This is a genomic window from Hymenobacter sp. UYP22, assembly GCF_040547285.1.
Lineage (GTDB): Bacteria > Bacteroidota > Bacteroidia > Cytophagales > Hymenobacteraceae > Hymenobacter.
The window spans coordinates 58716-80381 of sequence record NZ_JBEPPK010000014.1; the positions used below are offsets into that span (position 1 = coordinate 58716).

Here is a 21666-nt window from a genome sequence, read left to right on the forward strand (position 1 = left end):
GCGCGGGTATCAACCGGTCTGACGCCGGAGGCGTCGGACCGGGGTGGGCGTTAGCACGAGGTGAGCCAGCCTATAGCTTGGCTACGGGCTTGGCGGGAGCTTCTTTCTCGCCCTGGGGCTCTTTGGCCCCGGCGGGTTTGCTGCCCTGCAGACTCAGGATGTAGGAGCTGACCTGCAGAATCTGCTTGCCCGAGAGCTTGCCCTTCCAGGCCACCATACCCTTGCCCTGCACCCCGAACTTCACGGTTTTATAGACGTGGTTCACCTCGCCGCCGTGCAGCCAGTACTCGTCGGTGAGGTTGGGGCCAACTTTGCCCTCGCCATTCGGGCCGTGGCAGGCCGCGCAGTTGCTAGCGAAGATGGTTTTGCCGCTGCCGAGGTCGACCGGGGAGGTGAGGGGCTGATAGGTGGTGAGCTGGTTGGGGTCGTCGGCGTCGGGCGAGACGAGCAAGGCAGCCTGCTGCATTTCGGTTTCGTACTCGGCATGGCTTAGCTCACCGGCCTGGGCTACGTGGTAGTAGGCCAGGTAGCCCACGGCAAACACTATGGTCACGTAGAAACCGTACTTCCACCACGGCGGCAGGTCATTGTCGAACTCCTGAATACCATCATAGTCGTGGTCCAGCATTTCGTCGCGCACTACCCCGCGCACCAGCACCGGGTCGCCGACGAGCAGGCCCAACACCTGGCCGCTCCCGGAATTGCGCACCGAGGGCAACTCATACACCCGGCGCAGCTGGGGCCGCAGCTGAATTACAATGGCACCAAACACTACCAGAAACAGCAGCAATACTACCCCTAGCAGGCCCAGCAGCACCCAAAAGAGAAACAGCTGGCCCTCAGAAGCGGCTGGCGCGGTGGTTTCGGCCGCCTGGGCTAGGGTAGGGGCCGCGCTCAGCAGCGCTACCCCTGCCCCCGGCAGAAGGAAATGAAATCGGCTCATGCGGCTACGGGCTCGGAGGTAAGAACCGAGGCCACAATGCTCGGGGCCGGAGCAGCTACCGGGGCTTCGGGCGCAACAGCCGCCATTGGGGCTTGGGCTTCCTCGGCGGGGGTAGCGGCCCCATCAGTTTGGTAGCTGGCCGCTGCTACAGAGGCCATCGAAACGCCCGTCATCAGGCCCATCACCAGCACAATTGCAGCCAGGGCGCCGGCCACCCAGCCCAGGATATCCGTGGGGCCAGGGCCTGTAGCAACAGCGGTTTGGGCGTTGGCAGCAAAGCCGGTCAGCAGGCCCAGGATAGTCAGCAGGAAAGCGCGGTTGGTTAGCATAACACGTCGTGTTTAAGGTGGTAGGAAAGGGTTTCGTTTGAGGTAGTTTCGTCTTCCGAAAGCAGGGGTAGGTGGCTCATGGCGTGCAGGTGCTGACGGTTGGTTTTCAGCACGTACACCAGCAGGCCGAGGAAGAAAAAGAAGAAAATGGCTAGGGAGATGAGCGGGTAGATTTCAATCCCGGCAATGGATTGCAGCACTTTCTTTTCCATAAGGGGGTAGCAGTTACTGGTGGCTACTGGGCCGAGGCCGTGGCCTGTTCGGGCTTCACTTTGATGTCGGTGCCCAGGCGTTGGAGGTAGGCAATCAGGGCCACGATTTCCTTGTCGGGCATCACCTCGATTTCCTCCTTCTTCAGCTGCTGCACAATGCCCTGGGCCTGGCGGCGGGCGTCGTCCACGGCCACTTGGTCGTAGTCCTGGGGGTAGGGGGTGCCCAGGTGGCGCAGGGCCTTGATTTTGGCGGGCAGAATCTTGTAGTCGATGTCTTCTTCAAACAGCCAGGGGTAGGGCGGCATAATCGAGCCCGGCGACATGCTGGTAGGGTCCAGCATGTGGTTATAGTGCCAAGAGTGCGGATACTTCTGGCCCACGCGGTGTAAATCGGGGCCGGTGCGCTTGGAGCCCCACAGGAAGGGTCGGTCGTACACAAACTCGCCGGCTTTGCTGTACTCGCCGTAGCGCTCGGTTTCGGAGCGGAAGGGGCGCACCATCTGGGTGTGGCAGTTCGAGCAGCCTTCTTTGATGTAGATGTCGCGGCCTTGCAGCTCCAGCGCCGTGTAGGGCTTCACGGAGGCAATGGTGGGCACGTTGCTGCGCACCAGGAAAGTCGGAATCATCTCAATGGCGCCCCCGATGAGGATGGCCACGGTAGCGCCGATACTCAGCTGCACAGGGCGGCGCTCAATCCAGCGGTGCCAGTGGCCGCCCTGGTGCTCTTCCACCAGCTCGGCCGGTACCAGGGCCGGGGCCTGGGCTTTCTCTTCCGCCAGCAGGGTACCGGCTTTGGCCGTTTTCACCAGGTTGAACACCATGAAGAACACGCCGCTCAGGTAGAGCACCCCGCCGATGCCGCGCAGGTAGTACATGGGCACAATCTGGAGCACGGTTTCGAGGAAGTTGCTGTACTGCAGCATGCCCTCACGGTTAAACTGCTTCCACATCAGGCCCTGGGTAAAGCCGGCCCAGTACATGGGTAAGGCGTAGAACAGGATGCCCAGGGTGCCCAGCCAGAAGTGGGTGTTGGCGAGCTTTTTCGAGTAGAGCGGCGTACGGTAGATGCGGGGCCACAGCCAGTACAGGATGGCGAAGGTCAGGAAGCCGTTCCAGCCCAGAGCCCCTACGTGTACGTGGGCGACAATCCAGTCGGTGAAGTGGGCAATGGCATTCACGTTCTTGAGGCTCAGCATGGGCCCCTCGAAGGTGGCCATGCCGTAGGCCGTCACGGCCACCACCATAAACTTGAGCACCGGTTCCTCGCGCACCTTGTCCCAGGCCCCGCGCAGGGTCAGCAGGCCGTTGATCATGCCGCCCCAACTAGGCGCAATCAGCATTACGGAGAAGGCTACCCCCAGGCTCTGGGCCCAGTCGGGCAGGGCAGTGTAGAGCAAGTGGTGCGGGCCGGCCCAGATGTAAATGAAAATCAGGGACCAGAAGTGAATGATGCTCAGGCGGTAGGAGTACACGGGGCGCTCGGCGGCCTTGGGCAGGAAGTAGTACATCATGCCCAGGTAGGGCGTAGTCAGGAAGAAAGCCACCGCGTTGTGGCCGTACCACCACTGTACCAGGGCATCCTGCACGCCGGCGTACAGCGAGTAGCTTTTCAGAAAGCTCACCGGCAAAGCCATGGAGTTGACGATGTGCAGGACGGCCACGGTCAGGAAGGTGGCAATGTAAAACCAGATGCCCACGTACAGGTGCCGTTCGCGGCGGCGGGCAATGGTGCCGAACATGTTCCAGCCGAACACCACCCACACCAGGGTAATGGCAATATCAATGGGCCACTCCAGCTCGGCGTATTCCTTGGAGGTAGTGATGCCCAGGGGCAGGGTAGCTACCGCCGAGAGGATGATGAGCTGCCAGCCCCAGAAGTGGATTTTGCTCAGCCCCCCCGAGAACATCCGGGCCTTGCACAAGCGCTGCAGGGAGTAGTACACCCCCATAAAAATGCCGTTGCCGACGAAGGCAAAAATCACGGCGTTGGTGTGCAGGGGGCGGATGCGGCCGAAGGTGGTGTAGGCGGTGCCCATATTCACCTCGGGGCGGGCCAGCTGAAAAGCAGCCAGAATGCCCACCAGCATGCCGATAATCCCCCATACTACCGTGGCGATGCCAAAGTCACGGACGATTTTGTTATCGTAGAAAAACGTGTCCACCGCCCGTGGGGGAACGTAGGGGGCGGCCGGCGACTTGGGCGCCGCAACCGGCGGTAGGGCTTCGACTTGCATAGCCTTCAGGAGTGAGTGATTTTGTACTCCAAAGGTCCTGCGAGGCCGGATTAGAAAAGATGACGAAAGTCAGGTGTAGGGTTGATTGATGTCAGGCAGGTCGGATGCCGGAGGCATCAGACCGGAGGAACGGGCCACCGGCACGAAGTCGGTCTTTACTCTATTTCTTCATCCTCGAAGAGCATGCGCACCGAAGGCGTGTAGTCGTCCTCGTACTGGCCCGAGCGCACGGCCCAGAGAAAACCGCCCAGAAACAGTAGAGCTACCAGCAGGCTGATGCCGATCAGCAGAAAGATAATATTCATGGGTAGGCGGGGTTAGAGGCGGCGCCGGTAAGCGGCGTAGCGCACCAGCAGAGTAGCAAACACCATCACGCTCAGGGAGCTGATGGGCATCAGAATAGCCGACACGATGGGCGTGAACTTGCCCTGCACGGCCAGGCCCAGCCCGATGCCATTGTAGCAGAAGGACAGCACAAAGGTGCCCAACACTACCTGCAAGCAGTCCTGGGAAAACCGCAGGAACGTGCTGAGCTGCCCAAAGCTGCTGGCATCCAGAATAGCATCGCAGGCGGGGGAGAAGTTGGTAAGCGTATCGGTGAGGGCCACGCCGGCGTCGGCCTGGCGCAGGGCCCCGGCGTCGTTGAGCCCGTCGCCGACCATGATGACGGTGCGGCCCTGCTGCTTGAGGCGGGCAATGTAGTCGAGCTTCTGCTGGGGCGACTGATGGAAGTGCAGCTCAGCCCCCGGGCCAAACAGCTCCCGCAGGCGGTCCTGCTCCGTGTCGTTGTCGCCGGACAGCACGGCCAGGTGGTAGTGCCGGCTCAACTCGGTCAGAACAGGGCGCAGCTCCTCGCGGTACACGTTGCGCAGTAAGTAGCAGCCCTGCACCCCTTCCACACTAACGTACACGCGGGACTGCAACCCATCCGTGGTAGCGGCTGACTCAGCCGTTGCGGGCGCTCCAGGTGCCAGGGCGGGATTTCCTACCCCCACGAAAGCGGCCGAACCTACCCGCACTTCCCGCCCCGCTACCCTACCGCACAGGCCCTGGCCCGCCGCCTCCCGGAACTCCTGCACCGGCAGGTGGCTGACGGGCAGTTCGGCTGCTAGCCGCTGACTTAACGGGTGGGTGGAGTGGCGGACTACCGCTGCCAGGGCTTCCTGCTGAGCCAGGGTCAGAACTGGGCCGACGTATTCCACTGCCGAGCGTTTTACGTCCGTCAGGGTGCCGGTTTTGTCGAAGACGATGGTATCGGCGCGGCCCAGGGTTTCCACTACCCCGGAGTTTTTGAGGAAGAGTTTGCGGCGGCCCAGTACCCGCAACGCGGCTCCCAGGGCAAAGGGCGTGGCCAACGAGAGGGCGCAGGGGCAGGCAATGACCAGCACCGAGGTAAAGGCCCGCAGGGCCATGTCGGGGCGGTTTTGCAGGTGCCAGTACGCTACGGCGCCCAGGGCCAGCAGCAGCGTAACGGCCACGAAGTAGCGGCCTACTTTGTTGGCGTAGGTTTCCAGCGAGGCTTTTTCCTCCTTCTGAAAGGCCGGGTTGTTCCAGAGCTGGGTGAGGTAGCCCTGCGATACTTCGCGCACCACTTCCAGCTCCACGGCCTCTCCCAGCTGCCGGCCGCCGGCGTACACGGTTTCGCCGCTGGTGCGCGCCACGGGCACACTTTCCCCGGTCACGAAGCTGTAGTCAATCTGGCCCTGGCCGCGTAGCAGCACCGCGTCGGCCGGAATAATCTCCTGGTGGCGCACCCGGATCCGCTTGCCCGCCCGCAGCTCCCGCACCGGCACCGACTGCTCCTGCCCGCCCGGCCTGAGCCGCGTTACGGCTACCGGAAAGTACGAAGTAAAGTCCCGGTCGAAGCGCAGGGCGTCGTAGGTCCGCTGCTGCACCCACTTGCCAATCAGCATGAAAAACACCAGCCCGGTAAACGAATCGAGGTAGCCGGGGCCGCGCCCGGTGGCAATGTCGTAGAGGCTGGTCAGGAACAGGGCCGTCAGGCCCAGGCTGATGGGGAAATCGAGGTTGATGTGGCGCTGGCGCAGCCCCTGCCAGGCCGAGCGGTAAAAGCCCCGGGCACTGACCAGCAGCACCGGCAAGCTCAGCGCCAGGCTCAGCTCCCCGAAAAACCGCCCGAAGGAAGCTTGCAGCTGCTCCGTGAAGGAAAAGTAATCGGGAAAGGCCATCAGCATTACGTTGCCGAAGGCAAACGCGGCCAGGCCCAGCTGGTAGTACAGGGTGCGGCCCGCATGGTGGGGCTGGGCGCCCAGCTCGGCCAGGGTAATCTGGGGCTCGTAGCCCACCGAGGCCAGCAGCTTCACTACTTCCGTGAGGGTAGTAGCCGCGGGGTTGTAGCTGACGGCAAGTTCTTTGCGCAGGAAGTTGACCCGCGAGGCCGTAATGCCGGGGTTGAGCTTGAACAGGTTTTCCAGCAGCCAGATGCAAGAGGCACAGTGCATCTGCGGGATAGTGAAAGTGAGCCGGTTAAGCGTCTCCGACTGAAACGTCAGCAGCTGCCCCTGCACTGATTCCGAATCGAGGTAGTCGAAGCGACCGGGCAGCTCCACGTCCTGTATTTTCTGCCCCGGCTTGTCGTCGAGGCGGTAGTAGGTGCAGAGGTTGCTGTGGTCGAGCAGCTCGTACACGGCCCGGCAGCCCTGGCAGCAGAAGGGCTGCTCCGGCCGGGCCGGCAGCCGGATGGGCTGGTCGGGGCAGTTGTCGCCGCAGTGGGCACAGGCCACACGGACGGGGGTAGGGGCGGGGGCAAGAGTCGGCACAGGTTCAGGCAGCTGATATAGGCCCAAAGCTCCCCCGGTTCCGGCGCCTCGCCCCTGACGAAAATCAGCCGCCTTCTTGATTCATCTCAGCCTTTCTCTACCCCCGGCCGCCGCTCAAACCCGCATCTTTGGGGCCGTGTTCTGATTACCAGAGCTGTCGTTACTGCGTATCTATGTCTCGCTCCCGCACTACGGCTTCCTTGTTGCTGGTACTGGCCCTGCTGGTCTGGGCCGGTATGGTGGCCGGTATTTCTTTTCTGGAAGCCCCGCTCAAGTTCACCGCACCCCGCATCACCATTCCGCTGGGGTTGGGCATTGGCCGCATCGTATTTGCCGCCTTAAACAAGGTAGAGCTGATGTTAGCCGCTATAGCCGTGGCCAGTAGTTTGTACCTGCGGGTGCCCGTGCGCCTAGGTGGAGCGCTAGGAGTAGTGGTAACCATTCTGGCCCTGCAAACGCTCTGGCTGCTGCCGGCTCTGGATGTGCGGGCCCTGGCGCTGCTGGCCGGCCACCCGGCCCCGCCCAGCTCCCTGCACCTGGTGTACATCGGGCTGGAAGTGCTGAAGCTGCTGCTATTGCTGCTCACCGGGGCGGGGGTGCACGCCTGGTCGTTGCGGGTAGCGCGCGGGCAGGTGCTCAACCACCGGGCCACCCAGCACACCGCCTGAGGCACGAAGCCAAGCGGTCCGAGGCGCAGTGGCCGACCGCTTGGCTTCGTGCTGACTTCCGCCGGAAGAGCTTGGGCGGAAAAAGGGGTAGGCGGCTGTCGTTCTGGCGGCGCGGGTGGCAACCGGTCGGACGGCCTGCGGCGTCGGAGTGGGGTAGGGCTACCAGTTGGGGCGGCGCAGCTTCTGGGGCTGCAGCACCCGGATGCCCTTGCTGGTCAGCTCCACCAGGCCGTCCTGCCGGAACTCGCTCAGGGTCCGGATCAGCGACTCGGGCGCGGTGCCCACCACGGCGGCCATGTCGTCACGGGAGAGTTGGATGAGGGTTTCGGGGGCGGCGCCGGCCTGCTCGTGCATGCGCAGCAGCGTATCGGCTACCCGGCGGCGCAGGGAGTTATAGGCCATGCTCACCAGCTGCTGCTCCCGCTCGCTCACGCGTCCCGCCAGCAGCCGGATAAACTGCTGGCCCACGGCGGGGTTGCGGTGCAGCAGCTGGGCGAAGTCCTCGCGCGGGATGTAGAGCAGGGTGGCCTCGTCCAGCACCACCGCCGAGTCGTCGTGGGGGGTGTGCTGGAGCAGAGGCAGGTAGCCGAAAAACTCGCCGGGGCCGTAGACGCCCGTAATCAGCTCCTTGCCCGCCGGCGTGCGGCGCACGGTTTTCACCCGCCCGCTCTGCACAAAGTACAGGCGCGTGGGCTCGTCGCCTTCCTCGTATACTTCCTGCTTTTTGCGCAGCAAGTGGGGCCGGCGGTCGGCCACCAGGTCGTGGAGCTGGCCCACGGCGGCGGCATCCTCCAGAAACTCGGTTAGGGCGCCGGGCTGCTGCAAATCGTAGCTGGGCTGCAGGTGGCGGAAGCGGCCCAGGCGGCCACGGATGGCACTGAGCAGCTCCGTCTCGTCGAAAGGCTTGGTCAGGTAGTCGTCGGCGCCCAGCTCCATGCCCCGGCGCTGGTCGGTGCGCTCGGTTTTGGCCGTCAGGAAGATGAAGGGTACACCCGAGAGTTGGGGGTGCTGGTTGAATATCTGTAGCACCCCGTAGCCATCCAGCACCGGCATCATAATGTCGCACACCACCAGATCGGGGCGGCGGGCCAGGGCTTGCTCGACACCGAGCTTGCCGTTTTCGGCCGTGAGCACCGCGTAGCCGGCCAGCTCCAGAATCTCGGCCGTGTTTTCGCGGATAAACTCGCTGTCTTCAATCAGCAGAATGGTTTTCATCGGGAAGAAGGGTAGGAATGGTGACGGTAACGGTGGTGCCTACCCCCGGCTGGCTCTGCAGGGCAATGGTGCCGCCCATCAGCTCCAGATAGCGGGCAATGATGTAGAGCCCCAGGCCGGTACCGGGAATGTTGGTGACGCTGCGGGCGCGGAAAAACCGCTCAAACAAATGCTGCTGGTCCTCGGGAGAAATGCCCACGCCCTGGTCCCGCACCCGAATGATTACCTGCCCGGGCCGGCACTGGGCCTGCACCGCTACCTCCGAGTTTTCGCCGGAGTATTTGAGGGCGTTGGAGAGCAGGTTCACCAGAATCTTGCGCAGCAGCGAGGGGTCCAGGTGCACGGGGGCGGGGCAGGTCAGGTCCAGGACAATGGCTTGGCCGGCTTTGCGCAGGCCCTGCACGTCGGCCACGGTTTCGCGCACCAGGGCCGGTAGGTCCAGGGCGACGGGGCGGGCCTCAATGCGGCCTTCCTCAATGCGCCCTACGGAGAGGAACTCCTCCAGAATATCGTTGAGGTGGTTGACGGAGGCCCTAATGCGCTGCAGGTGCTTGAGGCGCTTGTCCTGCTGGTCGGCGCCGGGGTACTTCTCAATCAGAGCCGTGGAGGTGAGTACGGCCGTGAGCGGGGTGCGGAACTCGTGGGAGGCCATGCTCACGAAGCGCGACTTCAGCTCGCCCAACTCCTGCTCGGCCCGCAGCGCCTGGGTCAGCTCCTGGCTGCGCTGCTCCAGCTGCTCCAAGGTGCTGAGCAGGGCGTGGGTACGGTCGGCCACTTTCTGCTCCAGTTCGGCGTTGAGGCGCTCCACCCGCTGGCGCTGGGCAATGAGCTCCTGCTCCGCTTCCTTTTTAAAGGTGATGTCGAGGATGTAGGACACCACGTAGAGCGCCTCATCGAGGTGAAAATAGCTCAGGCTAACTTCCACCGGAAATACCGAGCCGTCCTGACGCCGGGCCAGCAGGTCGCGGTTGTGGCCCATGCTGCGTACTTGCGGGTGGGCGTTGAAGGAGGCGCGCAGGTGCTCGTGGCGGTGGTTGACGGTGGTAGGTACCAGCACCTCAATGCGCTGGCCTGGTAGGGTACCGGGCGCGTAGCCGAACAACTGCTGGGCAAACTGGTTGGCCGATACAATGGTGCCCTCCCGGTCGCAGACGATGATGCCAATGGTGGCGCTGGCAAACACGGCCTCGAAGCGGCGCACGCTGTGGGCCAGTTCCCGCTCGGCCTGCTGCAGGCGACTTTGCTCCAGCAGGCGCACCAACAGAAAGGGCCGGTCCGCCAGCTGGCAATACGCTAGCTCCGCCTGCAGCCACAGCGGCCCGGCGTTATAGCGGCGGACTTCTATTTCCGCTGCGCAGCGGCCCTGGCGGCGGGCCTGCTCGCAGAGGGTGGGCCAGGGCCCCGCCGCCGGGCTCAGTTGGCGGGCCGCATCCGTAAGCAAGGCCTGCTCCGAAGGGTAGCCCAGCAATTGCCACCCCGCCGCATTCACTTGGGTAAACCAGTCCAGCGTCAGGTCGTAAAGGCCCACAAACTCCTGGGCGTGGGTATACAAAAGGTCAGCAAGCAGAGTAGGATAGGGCGGGGACACCATTTTGAGTGGGTAGAGGGTGAAAAGCAGTACGGCACCCCCCGGGTTCAGCCTGCAAGGTAGGCAGAGCACCGGGTGATACCGCTCGCCGGCCTCCTGATCAAAATCAGCCGGCCTGCTGATCTGCGTCATGCAGGAGCGCCCGGGGGGCCGCTACTTTTACGGCCTTACTAGCCCTATTGCTGTCGATGCCGGTTTCTTCCCCCACCCTTGCTCCTGCTACTACGGCCGTGCTGCTGGTGTTGCTGCCCCTGGAGGCGGGTGCCGCCGCCCTACCCACGCTGGCGTGGCTGAATGCGCTGCAGCAGCAGCTCCAACCGGCTATCCGGGTGCTGAAAATTGACGAGGCCAGCCACCCGGTAGTGGTGCGCAGCTTCCAGGCCGCCGAGCTACCGGCCTGTGTGCTGGTGCGGCAGGGCATCGAGCTGTGGCGGCAGCACGGCCTACCCGTAGGCGAGCACTTGGCATCCCTGCTGCTGAGCAAGCTGGTTCCGGACACGCTTTCCTGAATTTTTTATAAAATCTAACCCACTGGCTGACAAAGCAATGCTGCTTGTTTCAGTGTGCTGTAACTGCTTACAGATGCGCAAGATGATCCTTGTCATGTTGCGCCGCCGCCGCAACGGGGAGCTTTGCAGCATCAACAACGGCTCCGGCGCACTAGGACATTGCTCTTGTCCCTGCGGACCGAATCTATTCTTCCTTCCCTTTTTCTTGTTTTTGCTGATATGGCGTATTCAGTTACCAATTCTGCCGGTAAAGTAGTAGATGCTGTCCTGACGGACCTGCCGGGCTTACTGGCTATTGCTGTTGTGGATCTCAACTCGGGCATGAGCCTGGCTTCGCACTCCAATTCGCCCGCCATCAACCCCGACACGGCCGCCGCCTACAACACGGAAGTCATCAAGCAGAAGCAGAAAGCCATGGCGGCCCTGAAGCTGCAGGGCGAAGCCATTGACGACGTGCTCGTGACCCTCTCCAACCAGTTGCACCTGCTAAAGCTGACGGAGACGGGCACCAAGTTTATCTACCTGGTCGTGAATGCCCGTGACACCAACCTGGCTATTGCCCGCGAAGTACTCCGTACCCACGCTGCGCAGCTTAATTAACCTCTTTGCCTACTGTGGAAGCCGCCTACTGTCCCGGCAACGGTCGGCTTCCGCCTAGGCTAAGCTAGAGTCTTAGCACGATAGCACGATGCTCCGTAGCGGAACTCTAACCTATAAGGCGACACCTAGAGCTGGATAAGAGCTGACGGTTACCGAAAACCGGGCCCTACTACATTGTTGGCTTCCGCTTGAATCGCCCGTGCGCCCTCCCGCACCGGAAAAAGCAGGCCCAGCAGTAAGAGGCTCGTGACGCGGGGTAAACTCTTGCACATTGAGTTAAACGCCTGCCCGCGGAATTCGCAAGCCGGGCAGTTGCAGATGAGCAGCTAAGTCTTCTAGCTCGTTAGCACTTGGTTGTTTTGCGTTGCTGCCCCCACTCAGTTGGCGTGAGACCATAGGCTTGCTTGAAGGCAAAGGAAAAGTGCGACAGGTTTTCAAAACCAACCTCTAGATACACCTCGGAGGGCCGCATTTCTCGTTCCGACAACAGATAGTGCGCTTGTTCCAGGCGCTTGTGCTGCAGCCACTTTTCGGGCGTCGTTGCAAATATTTTTTTGAAGTCCCGCTTGAAAGTGGACAAGCTGCGTCCCGCCAGTTTAGCAAACGCCGGCAAGGGAAGGTTATAGGCGAAATTATGCTTCATGTACGTTTCCAGGTCGATCTTGTGGGGCTCCTGAAAATCAAACAAAAAGGACCGGAACACTTCACTGGTCTGCAGTAATAGCTCAATTGCCTCCCTATTTTTAAGCGCCGCCAGGTTGGCACTCAAGTTGTTCGGATGATCGATATAGGGCAGGAGGGAATCGAAAAACCCTTTTAAGAACGCATTACCGCTTAGATCAAGCATCGCCTGACCTTTGTAGGCCTGCTGCGTAGGAATACTGTTTTCGCTCGCGTACTGGCGCAGCGTTTTTTGATCCAGGAACAGGCTGATCAACGAGGGCGGCTCCCCATCGGGCCCGGCTTTTTTCAGTTTTTTGAATAACTCATTCCGTCGCATCAAGCAGATGCTGCCTGCTTGCATGAGGAAAGAACCCTGGTTGGAGTAGTAGTGTGACTCGCCGGACAACATGATGCCCAGCGCGTGGTCCGGGAAGTAATGCTCACTGCGCTGCATTTTCTGGTGACCACGCGCGTAAAGAATATTGTGCTGCAGAAAGACGTTGTCCATGACGCACTAGTGTAGTTGACTCATAATTAGCTTGTCCATCTGCCTATCGGATAACAGCCTCTTTAATCCCAGCAAAAGCCAAGAAGCCAGTTGGGAAGTCGTGTATCTTGCCTTGGGGCGTTGCGCTTCTATTCCCCTGCGAACCAGTTCAGCTATAACGACGGGCTCCGCCACATTCTGCGAGAGGCGGGTAAACAGGGTATGGGTTTTAGCTGCCAGGTCTTGGTAGGCCGTGTGGCCCGATACTTTCAGGAGAATATCCGTTGCCACCGTTCCCCATTCCGATCGGGTGGCCCCGGGCTCGACCACAATTACGTCAATGCCGAATTCCCTTACTTCATTGCGTAGGCTGTCGCTCAACGCTTCCAAGGCAAACTTGCTGGCGTGGTACCATCCCCCCAGGGGGAAGGCAATCTTGCCCCCGACCGACGAGATGTTGACAATTTTGCCGTAGCGGTTTTCGCGCATCTTCGGCAGCACCAGCTGGGCCAACCGCATGGCGCCGAAGACGTTCACTTCCAATTGATAGCGGGCATCCTGCAGGGGTAGATCCTCAATGGCCCCTTCCAACCCGAAGCCGGCATTGTTGACTAGGATATCAATGCTTCCTTCTGCCTGAAAGATGTGATTCACGCACGCCACCACACTGTCCTCGTTGGTGACATCGAGCGCAAGCGGGGTAATGCCGAAGCGCTTCAACTCCAGCATGTTTTCGGTTCTGCGCGCTCCCCCGTACACCGTGTAACCGTGCTGGGCCAGATACACGGCCGTTGCCTTACCAATTCCCGCGGAAGCACCCGTAACTAACGCTACCTTTTTCATGTGTTTACCAGTTATCCTGTGGAACATCTATAGGACAAAGGTAGCGTCAGGCCCAGGGGGGCGTTTTGGTGAAACGTCCAAGTTCGTGTGCTGAAAAGGTCCCCCCCCGCGTCACTGGAAAGATTTGAACTAGCTGCTGGCACTGCGGGGGCTCGTCGCGTTGCGCCGCTGGCCTAAGGCCTAGCTGGCATTATACCTGGCAAGTACTCTTCCCGCCAGAACTTCTTAACGGGGCGGATGGTCACCTTGGACAGCAAGCCGTGCAGGCAGCGAACCCGCACTACCCTCCACTATCTGCCCGCTACCCTATATTCCCTTTTACTGCAGCTTGATTTTCAGCTAAACGAGAGGGTCAACCGCGTCTTTGCCGAGCTCGGCCCATCGGTTTCAACCCGATACAGCAGCGGAATCTGGTTCTGGCGGTTGAGTGACGTTTTTCAGCGTAGCGTACCCGCAGGGAATCTCGGTTCCGTTGACGCGGTAGTATAGCTTGTCGCCCTGCAGGCGAAACCCCGCGCGGATGGGTCCCTGCACTCCTCGGTTACACAGGACGACTACGTAGAGAAAACGGGTGGCTTTCGGCGGAACGGTTGTTACCTGCCTGGCCGAGGAAGGCAAGGGGTGGCTCATTACCGCCCGCATATCTCCTAGCCCGTAGTTGAACAAGGGCACCTTGTCCAGGGTCATGTCCTCGGAGGGGAAAACCAAGCGGAGGTAGTTGTCGGGTAAACCTGGCGCCTGTTGCACCGGTACCGGGACGAGCCGCCCCGCACGAAAAGGGGACGTAGCAGCTAGGCGAAACGAGTCCGCCGAGATGGCAACCGACAGGTGAAAAGGCGTTGCGGTAGTATTGACTATTCGGGTCCAGAACACTGCGTAGATGTAGTTGCGGCCATTGGGAGCGGTGTATCTCAGCCCGCCCTTGGGCAGGCTGTTTTCAATGACCACCTGATTTCCGCTTGAATCAGGGTACTCGTACCGGGTGTCCGTATTCGGGGTCTTCGCCAGCGCCACTCGTGGTGGCCGGGCAGCCGGCCCAGTTGACCCGGGAGTAGATAGATCCGTTGGCACCATCTCGGGCGTTGAGGTAGCGGCCTGCCCGCACGCGAGCAACCCGAAAGGCAGGAGCAGCCAGAGGACTAGGCGGTTTCTCATGGTCTGAGCTAATCTGTAGTAAGTGGGTAAAAGTAATGCGGGTATCCAGGTTAACCACAGTAGGGTCTGCCCCGTGCGCTGTCTTACCTGACCGGGGAAGGACGCTTGCCTTTCACGGCCGAAAGTACCACGTCCGCCGCCGGTAACTCCCCGGTAGCTGGGTGCCGTAAAGTGTTGCAGTAGGTGCTGGTGGTTGAATCTACCCGCCCATGAGGACCACAGCGCCATTTAGAATTAGAGCACACCATTGCGACTCTTAGGAGGGTGTATTGACTCGGTAGGGTACGGACGAAGGTGTTACGTGCTATGAAATAACCGCCCAGGTTCCGTTTATGACTTTTACTTATATGGTTTCACAAATAGACCGGGCCGGAATAGAAGCCGGAAATTCATTTGTTAATTTCAGCACAATATACTGTTATACATCTATTTATAAGCCGGAATAGAAGCCGGAATTTGTGTTGTATTTTTGGCCAATGATAGACGAGACGAAATTGTACACAAATCCTGCTGCTATTTCGCCACTAAAACCCTCACTTCCTCTGCCAAAAAAGCTCAACGATTTGGCCATTGAAGTAATGAAGGGCGCAGCTGGCTTAGCGAAGTCTTTGCATGGAGTGACAGCGGCTGCAATTGCTAATTTTTTGCGTCCAGCTAACAGCTACTATTCTAATCTAATAGAGGGGCACGATACTCACCCATTGGCAATTGCTCAGGCTCTTCATAATGAGTATCAAACAGGTACCAAAAACCATGCTCTGCAGGTAGAGGCTATTGCCCACATTGCGGTCCACCAGGAGTTGCGGCAGTTACTAGCTGAGCATAGTAATAATCCATATACAGCGGCTTTTTGGAAAAGCTTGCACTTCGCCTTTTATCAGCACTTGCCAGAGGATTTTAGGTTTGTAGAGTCTTACGAGGGGAAACTCTTGGAAGTACTACCAGGAGAGATAAGGACCACCAATGTGAGAGTAGGAGCCCATATAGCGCCCGCATTTGAGGCGATAGAAGGATTCACTACCCTCATGGAATCCATCTATAAGCCGAGCTATGAGCATGATCGTTTTGCCCGCATTGTTCAAATAGGGGCCGCACATCACCGCTTAGCTTGGGTACATCCTTTCCTGGATGGTAACGGAAGAGTGATGCGGTTATTCAGTGATGCCGCATTTATTGCCGAAGAGTTAGATGCTAACGGCTTGTGGTCTATGTCACGAGGATTAGCCCGCCATGAAAGAGAATACAAGGAAAAACTAACACTGGCTGACGCTCAGCGCCAAGGAGACGGCGATGGCAGGGGCAATCTGTCTGAAAGCAATCTGATCATGTTTTGCGAATTCTTTTTAAGAGTGGCACTAGATCAGATTGAATACATGACAAGAGTGTTAGCCATTGATGACATGCTTGGCAGGTTAAAGTCCTTGGTTGAGTTGATGAGAATCAAGGAAAAATGGCGGCCTGAGAGCTACTACATTTTAGAGGCAGTATTCCTGAAAGGCAGTATTGCCCGTGAAGAAGTAATACGCCTTACAGGCTTGTCGGATAAAACAGCTAAAGCAATAGCGAGGAACTTGATAAAAGTGGGATTACTGGCTACAAACGAAGCGAACAACAGGGATCCATATAGGGCAGCCTATTCGATTCAATATGCTCCTATGTTGTTTCCAGGGCTTTATCCTGCGAGCAAAGAGGCGGACATTGTAAGAGTCGGAATGCGGACAACAGAAACACGCTAGGTGCAGATAAGACAAGTCGGATAGCACTACTTACACCTCCTATTCTTTAAGACTTTGAGCATTTCTCCTGCTCGTCGCTCTAACCACTTTTACGTCACCGAGTTTATCTCCAGCAGTTTGGTTGCTCGCTACTCCCGGAAGATTTACTAACTGACCGAACAACTTCGGCTTTGAAGCAAGTATTCTTAAGTAGGTCAATGTAGCGTTACGCTAACCTATGCATGAACCCAAGTTGAAGTGCAAAGCCACCTTAGTACCGATAATACTTACTTATCGGTACTAAGTTATTTTCGCTATTTTCCGGGTAAAATCTGGTCCCTACTTCTTGTTTATATAGGCACATGGAAAAGTCGGCTCAGCTCGCGGTGTTCGTAACCACCCGGAATCACGCCTTGGTGGAACTGCCGCCGTCGGTGGCTAAGTACGTCGAGGCAGGCCTCCACGGCGCGGAGAATACCAAACGTGGGTACGCGGCCGACCTGCGGAGCTTTCAGGATTTTTGTGAGCACCATAATTTGGTGCACTTGCCGGCTGATGTAACGACCGTTGCGGCGTACGTGTCGGAGCTGGCAGATCGTGGGTTGAAGTTAGCGACCATTCGTCGGCATGTTGCGGCGATTAGCAAGTTGCACCAACTCGCGGGCCAGCAATCGCCAACGAACCACGAGGCCTTGAACGTGGTGCTGGATGGAATAGCGCGAGTAATTGGCAAACGACAGCGTCAGGCCCCGGCTTTTACGGTGGCGGAGTTGAAACAGGCTATTCGGGCAATGGATCTGACCACGCCGACCGGGCTTCGAGATCGAGCTGTGCTGCTGCTTGGTTTTGCTGGTGCATTTCGCCGGTCAGAACTCGTGGCCCTCAACGTGGAAGATATTGAGCTCACGCGGCAAGCACTCGTAATTCATTTGCGGCAGAGTAAAACCAACCAGTATGGTTTGGAGGAAGATAAAGCTGTGTTTTACTCGCCTAGCGTAGATTTTTGTCCGGTTCGCGCAGTGCAAGAATGGATTGAATGTATGGGCCGGAATAGTGGCCCATTATTTACGAGGATGAATCGGGGTGCGAAAGACAGTCCCGCTCAGCCCAGCAAGCATCGGTTAACTGATCAAAGCGTAAATGATTTAGTACAGCGGCATCTTGGCGCAATTTATTCGGCTCACTCTTTACGCGCATCCTTTGTGACAATCGCAGTTGAGGCTGGACAGTCAAACAAGGCTATTAAGAATCAAACAAAACAAAAAACCGATGCTATGATTGAGCGCTACGCTCGCTTGGATGATGTTAAAAGGTTTAATGCTGCTCAATTTCTGGGATTGTAAATTAACTAGTTCCAGCGGCTGTGTCTATTGATCAAAGTTAATCTGTAACAAATTTAAACAGATTAAATATCATCTATCATTTTTTATCAAAAAATTAAAAATACTAACTATAAATGTCGAATAATAATCATTGTATTTTATTATCAAAATATTATTACGTAATACTCATTACTATTTATTATATAATGAATTTATATTCTTCAATCCAGTATTCTCGTATCTCAATAGGTATTATACTTTGATCGGCAGGATGATAGCCATGGTGCTGGTTCTGTGGATTATTGCCTTCGAACTTAAACACAATAAACTTATCGTGTTCTGAATCAAAAGAATACAATTCATTTTTATCCCTCCTGCCTATTGCAAATGATAGCAATGACTGAGCTTCCTCTTTACTGCATTCAAGAACTGAGACAACTCCCTTGTTATTAGATATAGCGCCTTTGCCATTCTGACCATGCTTTGGACTGAGGTTAAAGATTCTTGGAATTCTATTTAGGTTAATATGGTTAACTAGTCCTTTTGAGTCTGCAAAACAGTGAATTTTAATCATTGACATTTCTGGCATTGTTATATCCCTGCTCCTATTTACATGAATTGGAACTTCTGTATTATATTCTGAAGACAATAAATTGACTAATGCAGCTTTTTTATTTAAATAAATATATTCTGCAATTTCCGCTACAGTTGAATTGTTAATATTAATAGGTGTATTAGATCCTCTATTAATTTGGAGATAATAGCTTATTTGACTAGGTTGCAAAGATTTGTCATTCCAATTGTTTCCGCCTAAATCATAGAGTAATTGCCTTATCCAAAATATTGGGTTGCTCATAGCATAATCGTTAAGTGAGTCAAGTAATGTCAAATGTTCAAATAATTCTCTAATGCCTTCGCCTGAATAATGAATTATTGAGTCAGGAATATATTCTAAAGCTTTTATTGCCTTGAGCAAACCAATAATATTACTATTTAGCAATGTTTTTTCATCTGCTATCCACTCAGATCCATCTAAATGAATTGCCTCATTAATAAAAATATTCATACGACTAAAACCCCATAATTAACTTCATGTCCTTGGAGAACTGATCAAAAAACATATTTGGTGCATTAGTAATACGGGCATCTGGGCGAATTTGGATTGGATATATATCCGAGATATGAGATTCCTTATTCCTTTCAATAAAATACACATGTATTTTTTCTAAATCTATCTCGGTCTCCTTTTGTTTTATATCTTTTCTTAATAAAACAAGAATTGCGTTTACAATATGGTCGCTATGTGTTTCAACCACTAATTGAACACCGCATTGTGCAGCTAAGCAAAGTAATTTGCCCATAGTTGCTTGCCCTGCTGGATGAAGGTGAGCTTCAGGGTTCTCTATTAATAAAAGTGCCCCAGGCTCAGCGGACAGTATGGCAACTAGTACGGGTAATACATACGAAACTCCAAATCCAACATTCTCTGGCTTATATTCTTTAGTAAGTCCAAGACTAGTCTTAAATTGATAGCGGAGAGTGAATGTGTTAAGAGATAATTCTTCTTTTATATTTAACTTTACACTTGGCGATATTTCTTGCAACCATGCTTCTGTTTGTGCACCTAAACTCATATCCTGTTCATTAGGATGTGCTAGTTTTTTAGAAATTATATGCTTATTAGAGTTATGTGAAAGAAAATGTACTGTGTATTTTCCATCTCCATGCTTCTCAGAAATTTGATTAAGTTGCTCTACATAAAATGTATTTCTATCATTGGACTCCTGTGCAGCAGAATGCTCAGCTGCTATATATTGGAAATTGTTTTTAAAAAGATTTATCTCAAAAAGATCGTCCTCCCTGACACTATTTTTTAATGGAAGAAAATTCTTGTCAACGTTTCTTTCAAAAGATAAATCATACATGGTACCATTGTCCATATTTAAAGAAAATAATATTTCATCACCTTCTCCAGACTCGCAAAATGCATCTTGATAATTGCCTATTTTAACTAAATCTCCATTTAAAATAATCCCATTAAATTTCTTTTGAATTAAGAAAGATTGCCTTAGTAATAACAAAGCTTGTATTACTGATGATTTTCCCATACCATTCATACCGGTCAGAATGGTTAAACCTTTAAGATTAAAATCAGCAGACTTATGTACTTTGAAATTTTCTAGATGAAGATTCTGTATCATTTTGAGTTGAAGTTTAAGATGTGTCTAACCATTTCAAAGCGACACTGGACTTTGCTTTTTGTATTTGTAGATGATCTAATTGAATTCAAAAAGTTAAAGTCATTAAAGAGCTCTAATAGATTCTCAGTGACAGCCACTCTTTTTTTAACAAGATTTTCTAGTTCATCTTTAGATAACCATGCTAAATTGACGCTAATTGTGTCGAAAAGCGCTTTATTCACTCTAGTATTTTTTGAATATTTCTGTAATGGTATTTTAAACCTATTATCTCCAAATATCTCAATGGAATAATGCATTGATTTTAAAAATGCATCTTTTATATAATCTGTATTATAATGTTGTTTATTAATGATGTTTAATGCATCATTCATAAATGTGTCCAAATTGCCAGAATATTTGTCATAATTTAAATAAAAAGCTATAAATCTATTTATTAATTCATAATCATCCATTCTCTTTCCATTTATACTATTATATGTTGCATTGCGAAACAATGTATGGCTTGATAATTCTTGCAATAAGTTAGTAGATTCGCCTTGGTTTAACGCAAACCTCAATTCTTGGCTATTTAAATTTACTCCACCTGTATTGATTCTGCTGAATATTGCATACTTAACGTCGGCTGGTGTTCCGCGATTTATCATATATATAGTCAATGTAAATTCTTCAATTCTTCTTTGAAGATTTTTTGGCAAATCTCTATAATAATATCCTTCGAACTCAGTTAAGAATTCTAAACCTGTTAATTTAAAGTTTTGCCCAATTATGTAATTATAAAAAGTACTCACCCTTTGGAGTCCATCAACAACTTGCCATTTACTTCCTTGGCTTGAGTCGAAATAGAATGCGGGAATTGGAATTCTAATTAAAATTGATTCTATAAGCCTGCTTTGCTTAATTCGGTCCCAAACGTTCCAACTTCTCTGATAGTCAGCGAATAAATCAATCTCATTATTTTTAAGGCGCTCTAATAAATAGTACAAACTTAACTGTTGTACAGATATGTCAATTTCGTTCGGGTTGAGCCTATTGTCAAAACCTTGTTCGTCAGTCATTTATTTAATGTTTTGGACTTTTAAAGCGTTTGGCTACTCTGCTTACTCAATACGCAGAATCAAGTATACCGGTCTCCAAAACAAGGTATTCAGGGTTGAAGGTAAAGGTTTGGATGCATAATATGGTGGGTTTTGTTTGTCCTGTCTTGTGAACAGTACTCACTTCGAGCATCATTAACGTCATGTAAAGCCATTTGGCACGATCACACGATCCCACATGCCCGGCAGCATTATGGCATCACTGGACTAAAACTAACCCACATGACGCAGGTGCTTGCTCCTGCCGCACCTCCTCTAGTTGAGCAATGTCTTCTATGAGCAACTTAAACTTAGTGGGTTAATAATCGGATCCATCCTGTGCACCACGGAAGCTTAGTTACAACACCCTGGTGCCGCCCAATGATATATATATACTTTTTTTGATTCAGCCACAAGGGTAACAAACCTAGCCCGTGCGACTAACGCCCCCAGCCTCGATTTGAGGCCTTTCTTTGTGCAGCACACCCGAAAGCGCTTCAAAAATCCCTCGGGCTCGTTTCGCTGTTCAGCCCAGCATCAGTAAATGAGGTGTATGTTCAGCCAAATATGCCAAGGCTGAATAGAATACCTTTCTCTTGTGAATTATCAGGTCAACGACCCGTTACTGGAGTTCCGTTGGCGATTCTTTATTCTGTTCGGTAAGCACTCAGCAACTTACAACATCACCTTTGCCTGCGGAGTGATACCTGTATTGAATCCGTCGACCAAGCAACGTATGACCAGTTGCAAGGCAAGATTTCGGCACTCAATGAAACGGATGCCGCTGTGCAAACCAAGCGCCGGCTCGAGTAAGTATTTATAAAACGTAATCTGCTTAGGCGCCGCACTACAATCAGCTGCGGAATTTGCACCCAGGAGTATCCTGATTCCTTTCTAACGGCGGCCCATATCAAACGGAGTGCGGCCTATTCTGCCAATAAGTAAAAAGAACTGCACATATTAGTCCCCCTGTGCGAATTTGGCTGCTATAAACTGTTTGAAAGGGCTACATCGCCGTGGACCAGTGCAAAGACATTGCTTTAACACAGATCCCCACTACGCGATACACCCAGCAGAAAGTATGGGAGCTACTTAATAAGGCCAGCTCTTACTACACGTACTGCTAGTG

At 54.3% G+C, this 21666-nt stretch carries 19 protein-coding genes; 5 read left to right on the plus strand and 14 right to left on the minus strand.

From position 1 onward, the window contains the following. Positions 1-70: 70 nt before the first annotated feature. The 6 genes from ABIB60_RS18170 to ABIB60_RS18195 all read right to left on the minus strand — a co-directional run bounded on the left by ABIB60_RS18170 (position 71) and on the right by ABIB60_RS18195 (position 6498). Entirely contained in the window at positions 71-943 is an 873-nt protein-coding gene (locus ABIB60_RS18170; protein WP_354581902.1) for a cbb3-type cytochrome c oxidase N-terminal domain-containing protein, read from the minus strand. Beyond that, a complete protein-coding gene (locus ABIB60_RS18175; RefSeq protein WP_354581903.1) occupies positions 940-1272 on the minus strand; it encodes a hypothetical protein in 333 nt (110 codons plus the stop codon). Before ABIB60_RS18175 ends, ABIB60_RS18170 begins: the two co-directional genes overlap by 4 nt. After that, complete coding sequence (locus ABIB60_RS18180; RefSeq protein WP_354581904.1) at positions 1266-1484, minus strand: hypothetical protein; 219 nt, start codon at positions 1482-1484, stop codon at positions 1266-1268. The genes ABIB60_RS18175 and ABIB60_RS18180 overlap by 7 nt, the downstream gene beginning before the upstream one ends. A gap of 23 nt (positions 1485-1507) precedes the next feature. Next, positions 1508-3718 carry a cytochrome-c oxidase, cbb3-type subunit I gene (gene ccoN / locus ABIB60_RS18185; protein WP_354581905.1) on the minus strand — a complete coding sequence of 737 codons (2211 nt, stop codon included), beginning with the start codon at positions 3716-3718 and terminating at the stop codon, positions 1508-1510. 155 nt (positions 3719-3873) lie between these two features. Further along, the gene (gene ccoS, locus ABIB60_RS18190; RefSeq protein WP_354581906.1) at positions 3874-4023 is read right to left on the minus strand and encodes a cbb3-type cytochrome oxidase assembly protein CcoS; all 150 of its coding nucleotides are present in this window, start codon (positions 4021-4023) and stop codon (positions 3874-3876) included. A 12-nt stretch (positions 4024-4035) separates the two neighbouring features. Next, positions 4036-6498, minus strand: a complete 2463-nt coding sequence (locus ABIB60_RS18195) for a heavy metal translocating P-type ATPase (RefSeq protein WP_354581907.1) — start codon at positions 6496-6498, stop codon at positions 4036-4038. A gap of 173 nt (positions 6499-6671) precedes the next feature. Here ABIB60_RS18195 and ABIB60_RS18200 point away from each other — a divergent pair, with 173 nt between their 5' ends. Then, positions 6672-7166, plus strand: a complete 495-nt coding sequence (locus tag ABIB60_RS18200; RefSeq protein ID WP_354581908.1) for a hypothetical protein — start codon at positions 6672-6674, stop codon at positions 7164-7166. 159 nt (positions 7167-7325) lie between these two features. Here the strand turns inward: ABIB60_RS18200 and ABIB60_RS18205 are convergent, their stop codons facing one another. Next, complete coding sequence (locus tag ABIB60_RS18205; protein WP_354581909.1) at positions 7326-8381, minus strand: response regulator; 1056 nt, start codon at positions 8379-8381, stop codon at positions 7326-7328. Further along, positions 8359-9972, minus strand: a complete 1614-nt coding sequence (locus ABIB60_RS18210; protein WP_354581910.1) for a sensor histidine kinase — start codon at positions 9970-9972, stop codon at positions 8359-8361. Before ABIB60_RS18210 ends, ABIB60_RS18205 begins: the two co-directional genes overlap by 23 nt. A 185-nt stretch (positions 9973-10157) precedes the next feature. Here ABIB60_RS18210 and ABIB60_RS18215 point away from each other — a divergent pair, with 185 nt between their 5' ends. Next, positions 10158-10478 carry a thioredoxin gene (locus tag ABIB60_RS18215; protein ID WP_354581911.1) on the plus strand — a complete coding sequence of 107 codons (321 nt, stop codon included), beginning with the start codon at positions 10158-10160 and terminating at the stop codon, positions 10476-10478. A gap of 219 nt (positions 10479-10697) precedes the next feature. Then, entirely contained in the window at positions 10698-11078 is a 381-nt protein-coding gene (locus ABIB60_RS18220) for a hypothetical protein (RefSeq protein ID WP_354581912.1), read from the plus strand. Positions 11079-11421: 343 nt separating this feature from the next. Here ABIB60_RS18220 and ABIB60_RS18225 read toward each other — a convergent pair whose 3' ends face one another. The 3 genes from ABIB60_RS18225 to ABIB60_RS18235 form a co-directional block, all read right to left on the minus strand. Beyond that, complete coding sequence (locus ABIB60_RS18225) at positions 11422-12249, minus strand: helix-turn-helix domain-containing protein (protein WP_354581913.1); 828 nt, start codon at positions 12247-12249, stop codon at positions 11422-11424. A 6-nt stretch (positions 12250-12255) separates the two neighbouring features. Then, positions 12256-13071 carry an oxidoreductase gene (locus ABIB60_RS18230; protein WP_354581914.1) on the minus strand — a complete coding sequence of 272 codons (816 nt, stop codon included), beginning with the start codon at positions 13069-13071 and terminating at the stop codon, positions 12256-12258. 387 nt (positions 13072-13458) lie between these two features. Beyond that, the gene (locus ABIB60_RS18235) at positions 13459-14226 is read right to left on the minus strand and encodes a hypothetical protein (protein WP_354581915.1); all 768 of its coding nucleotides are present in this window, start codon (positions 14224-14226) and stop codon (positions 13459-13461) included. Positions 14227-14702: 476 nt separating this feature from the next. On the opposite strand from ABIB60_RS18235, the gene ABIB60_RS18240 reads away from it, so the two are divergent. Then, positions 14703-15962 (plus strand): Fic family protein, encoded by a 1260-nt coding sequence (locus ABIB60_RS18240; protein ID WP_354581916.1) that lies wholly within the window; start codon positions 14703-14705, stop codon positions 15960-15962. Between the two features lie 341 nt (positions 15963-16303). Further along, entirely contained in the window at positions 16304-17284 is a 981-nt protein-coding gene (locus tag ABIB60_RS18245; protein WP_354581917.1) for a tyrosine-type recombinase/integrase, read from the plus strand. Positions 17285-17462: 178 nt separating this feature from the next. Here the strand turns inward: ABIB60_RS18245 and ABIB60_RS18250 are convergent, their stop codons facing one another. The 3 genes from ABIB60_RS18250 to ABIB60_RS18260 are packed head-to-tail and all read right to left on the minus strand — an operon-like array spanning position 17463 to position 20519. Further along, a complete protein-coding gene (locus ABIB60_RS18250) occupies positions 17463-18329 on the minus strand; it encodes a hypothetical protein (protein ID WP_354581918.1) in 867 nt (288 codons plus the stop codon). 4 nt (positions 18330-18333) lie between these two features. Next, complete coding sequence (locus tag ABIB60_RS18255) at positions 18334-19464, minus strand: AAA family ATPase (protein WP_354581919.1); 1131 nt, start codon at positions 19462-19464, stop codon at positions 18334-18336. After that, entirely contained in the window at positions 19461-20519 is a 1059-nt protein-coding gene (locus ABIB60_RS18260) for a DUF262 domain-containing protein (RefSeq protein ID WP_354581920.1), read from the minus strand. The genes ABIB60_RS18255 and ABIB60_RS18260 overlap by 4 nt, the downstream gene beginning before the upstream one ends. Between the last annotated feature and the right edge of the window lie 1147 nt (positions 20520-21666).

Excerpts from the sequence above, each read along its gene's own strand:
- ABIB60_RS18170 (WP_354581902.1), bottom strand. The coding sequence starts at position 943 with ATGAGCCGATTTCATTTCCTTCTGCCGGGGGCAGGGGTAGCGCTGCTG.
- ABIB60_RS18175 (WP_354581903.1), bottom strand. The coding sequence starts at position 1,272 with ATGCTAACCAACCGCGCTTTCCTGCTGACTATCCTGGGCCTGCTGACC.
- ABIB60_RS18180 (WP_354581904.1), bottom strand. The coding sequence starts at position 1,484 with ATGGAAAAGAAAGTGCTGCAATCCATTGCCGGGATTGAAATCTACCCG.
- ccoN (WP_354581905.1), bottom strand. The coding sequence starts at position 3,718 with ATGCAAGTCGAAGCCCTACCGCCGGTTGCGGCGCCCAAGTCGCCGGCC.
- ccoS (WP_354581906.1), bottom strand. The coding sequence starts at position 4,023 with ATGAATATTATCTTTCTGCTGATCGGCATCAGCCTGCTGGTAGCTCTA.
- ABIB60_RS18200 (WP_354581908.1), top strand. The coding sequence starts at position 6,672 with ATGTCTCGCTCCCGCACTACGGCTTCCTTGTTGCTGGTACTGGCCCTG.
- ABIB60_RS18205 (WP_354581909.1), bottom strand. The coding sequence starts at position 8,381 with ATGAAAACCATTCTGCTGATTGAAGACAGCGAGTTTATCCGCGAAAAC.
- ABIB60_RS18210 (WP_354581910.1), bottom strand. The coding sequence starts at position 9,972 with ATGGTGTCCCCGCCCTATCCTACTCTGCTTGCTGACCTTTTGTATACC.
- ABIB60_RS18215 (WP_354581911.1), top strand. The coding sequence starts at position 10,158 with ATGCCGGTTTCTTCCCCCACCCTTGCTCCTGCTACTACGGCCGTGCTG.
- ABIB60_RS18220 (WP_354581912.1), top strand. The coding sequence starts at position 10,698 with ATGGCGTATTCAGTTACCAATTCTGCCGGTAAAGTAGTAGATGCTGTC.
- ABIB60_RS18225 (WP_354581913.1), bottom strand. The coding sequence starts at position 12,249 with ATGGACAACGTCTTTCTGCAGCACAATATTCTTTACGCGCGTGGTCAC.
- ABIB60_RS18230 (WP_354581914.1), bottom strand. The coding sequence starts at position 13,071 with ATGAAAAAGGTAGCGTTAGTTACGGGTGCTTCCGCGGGAATTGGTAAG.
- ABIB60_RS18235 (WP_354581915.1), bottom strand. The coding sequence starts at position 14,226 with ATGAGAAACCGCCTAGTCCTCTGGCTGCTCCTGCCTTTCGGGTTGCTC.
- ABIB60_RS18240 (WP_354581916.1), top strand. The coding sequence starts at position 14,703 with ATGATAGACGAGACGAAATTGTACACAAATCCTGCTGCTATTTCGCCA.
- ABIB60_RS18245 (WP_354581917.1), top strand. The coding sequence starts at position 16,304 with ATGGAAAAGTCGGCTCAGCTCGCGGTGTTCGTAACCACCCGGAATCAC.
- ABIB60_RS18250 (WP_354581918.1), bottom strand. The coding sequence starts at position 18,329 with ATGAATATTTTTATTAATGAGGCAATTCATTTAGATGGATCTGAGTGG.
- ABIB60_RS18255 (WP_354581919.1), bottom strand. The coding sequence starts at position 19,464 with ATGATACAGAATCTTCATCTAGAAAATTTCAAAGTACATAAGTCTGCT.
- ABIB60_RS18260 (WP_354581920.1), bottom strand. The coding sequence starts at position 20,519 with ATGACTGACGAACAAGGTTTTGACAATAGGCTCAACCCGAACGAAATT.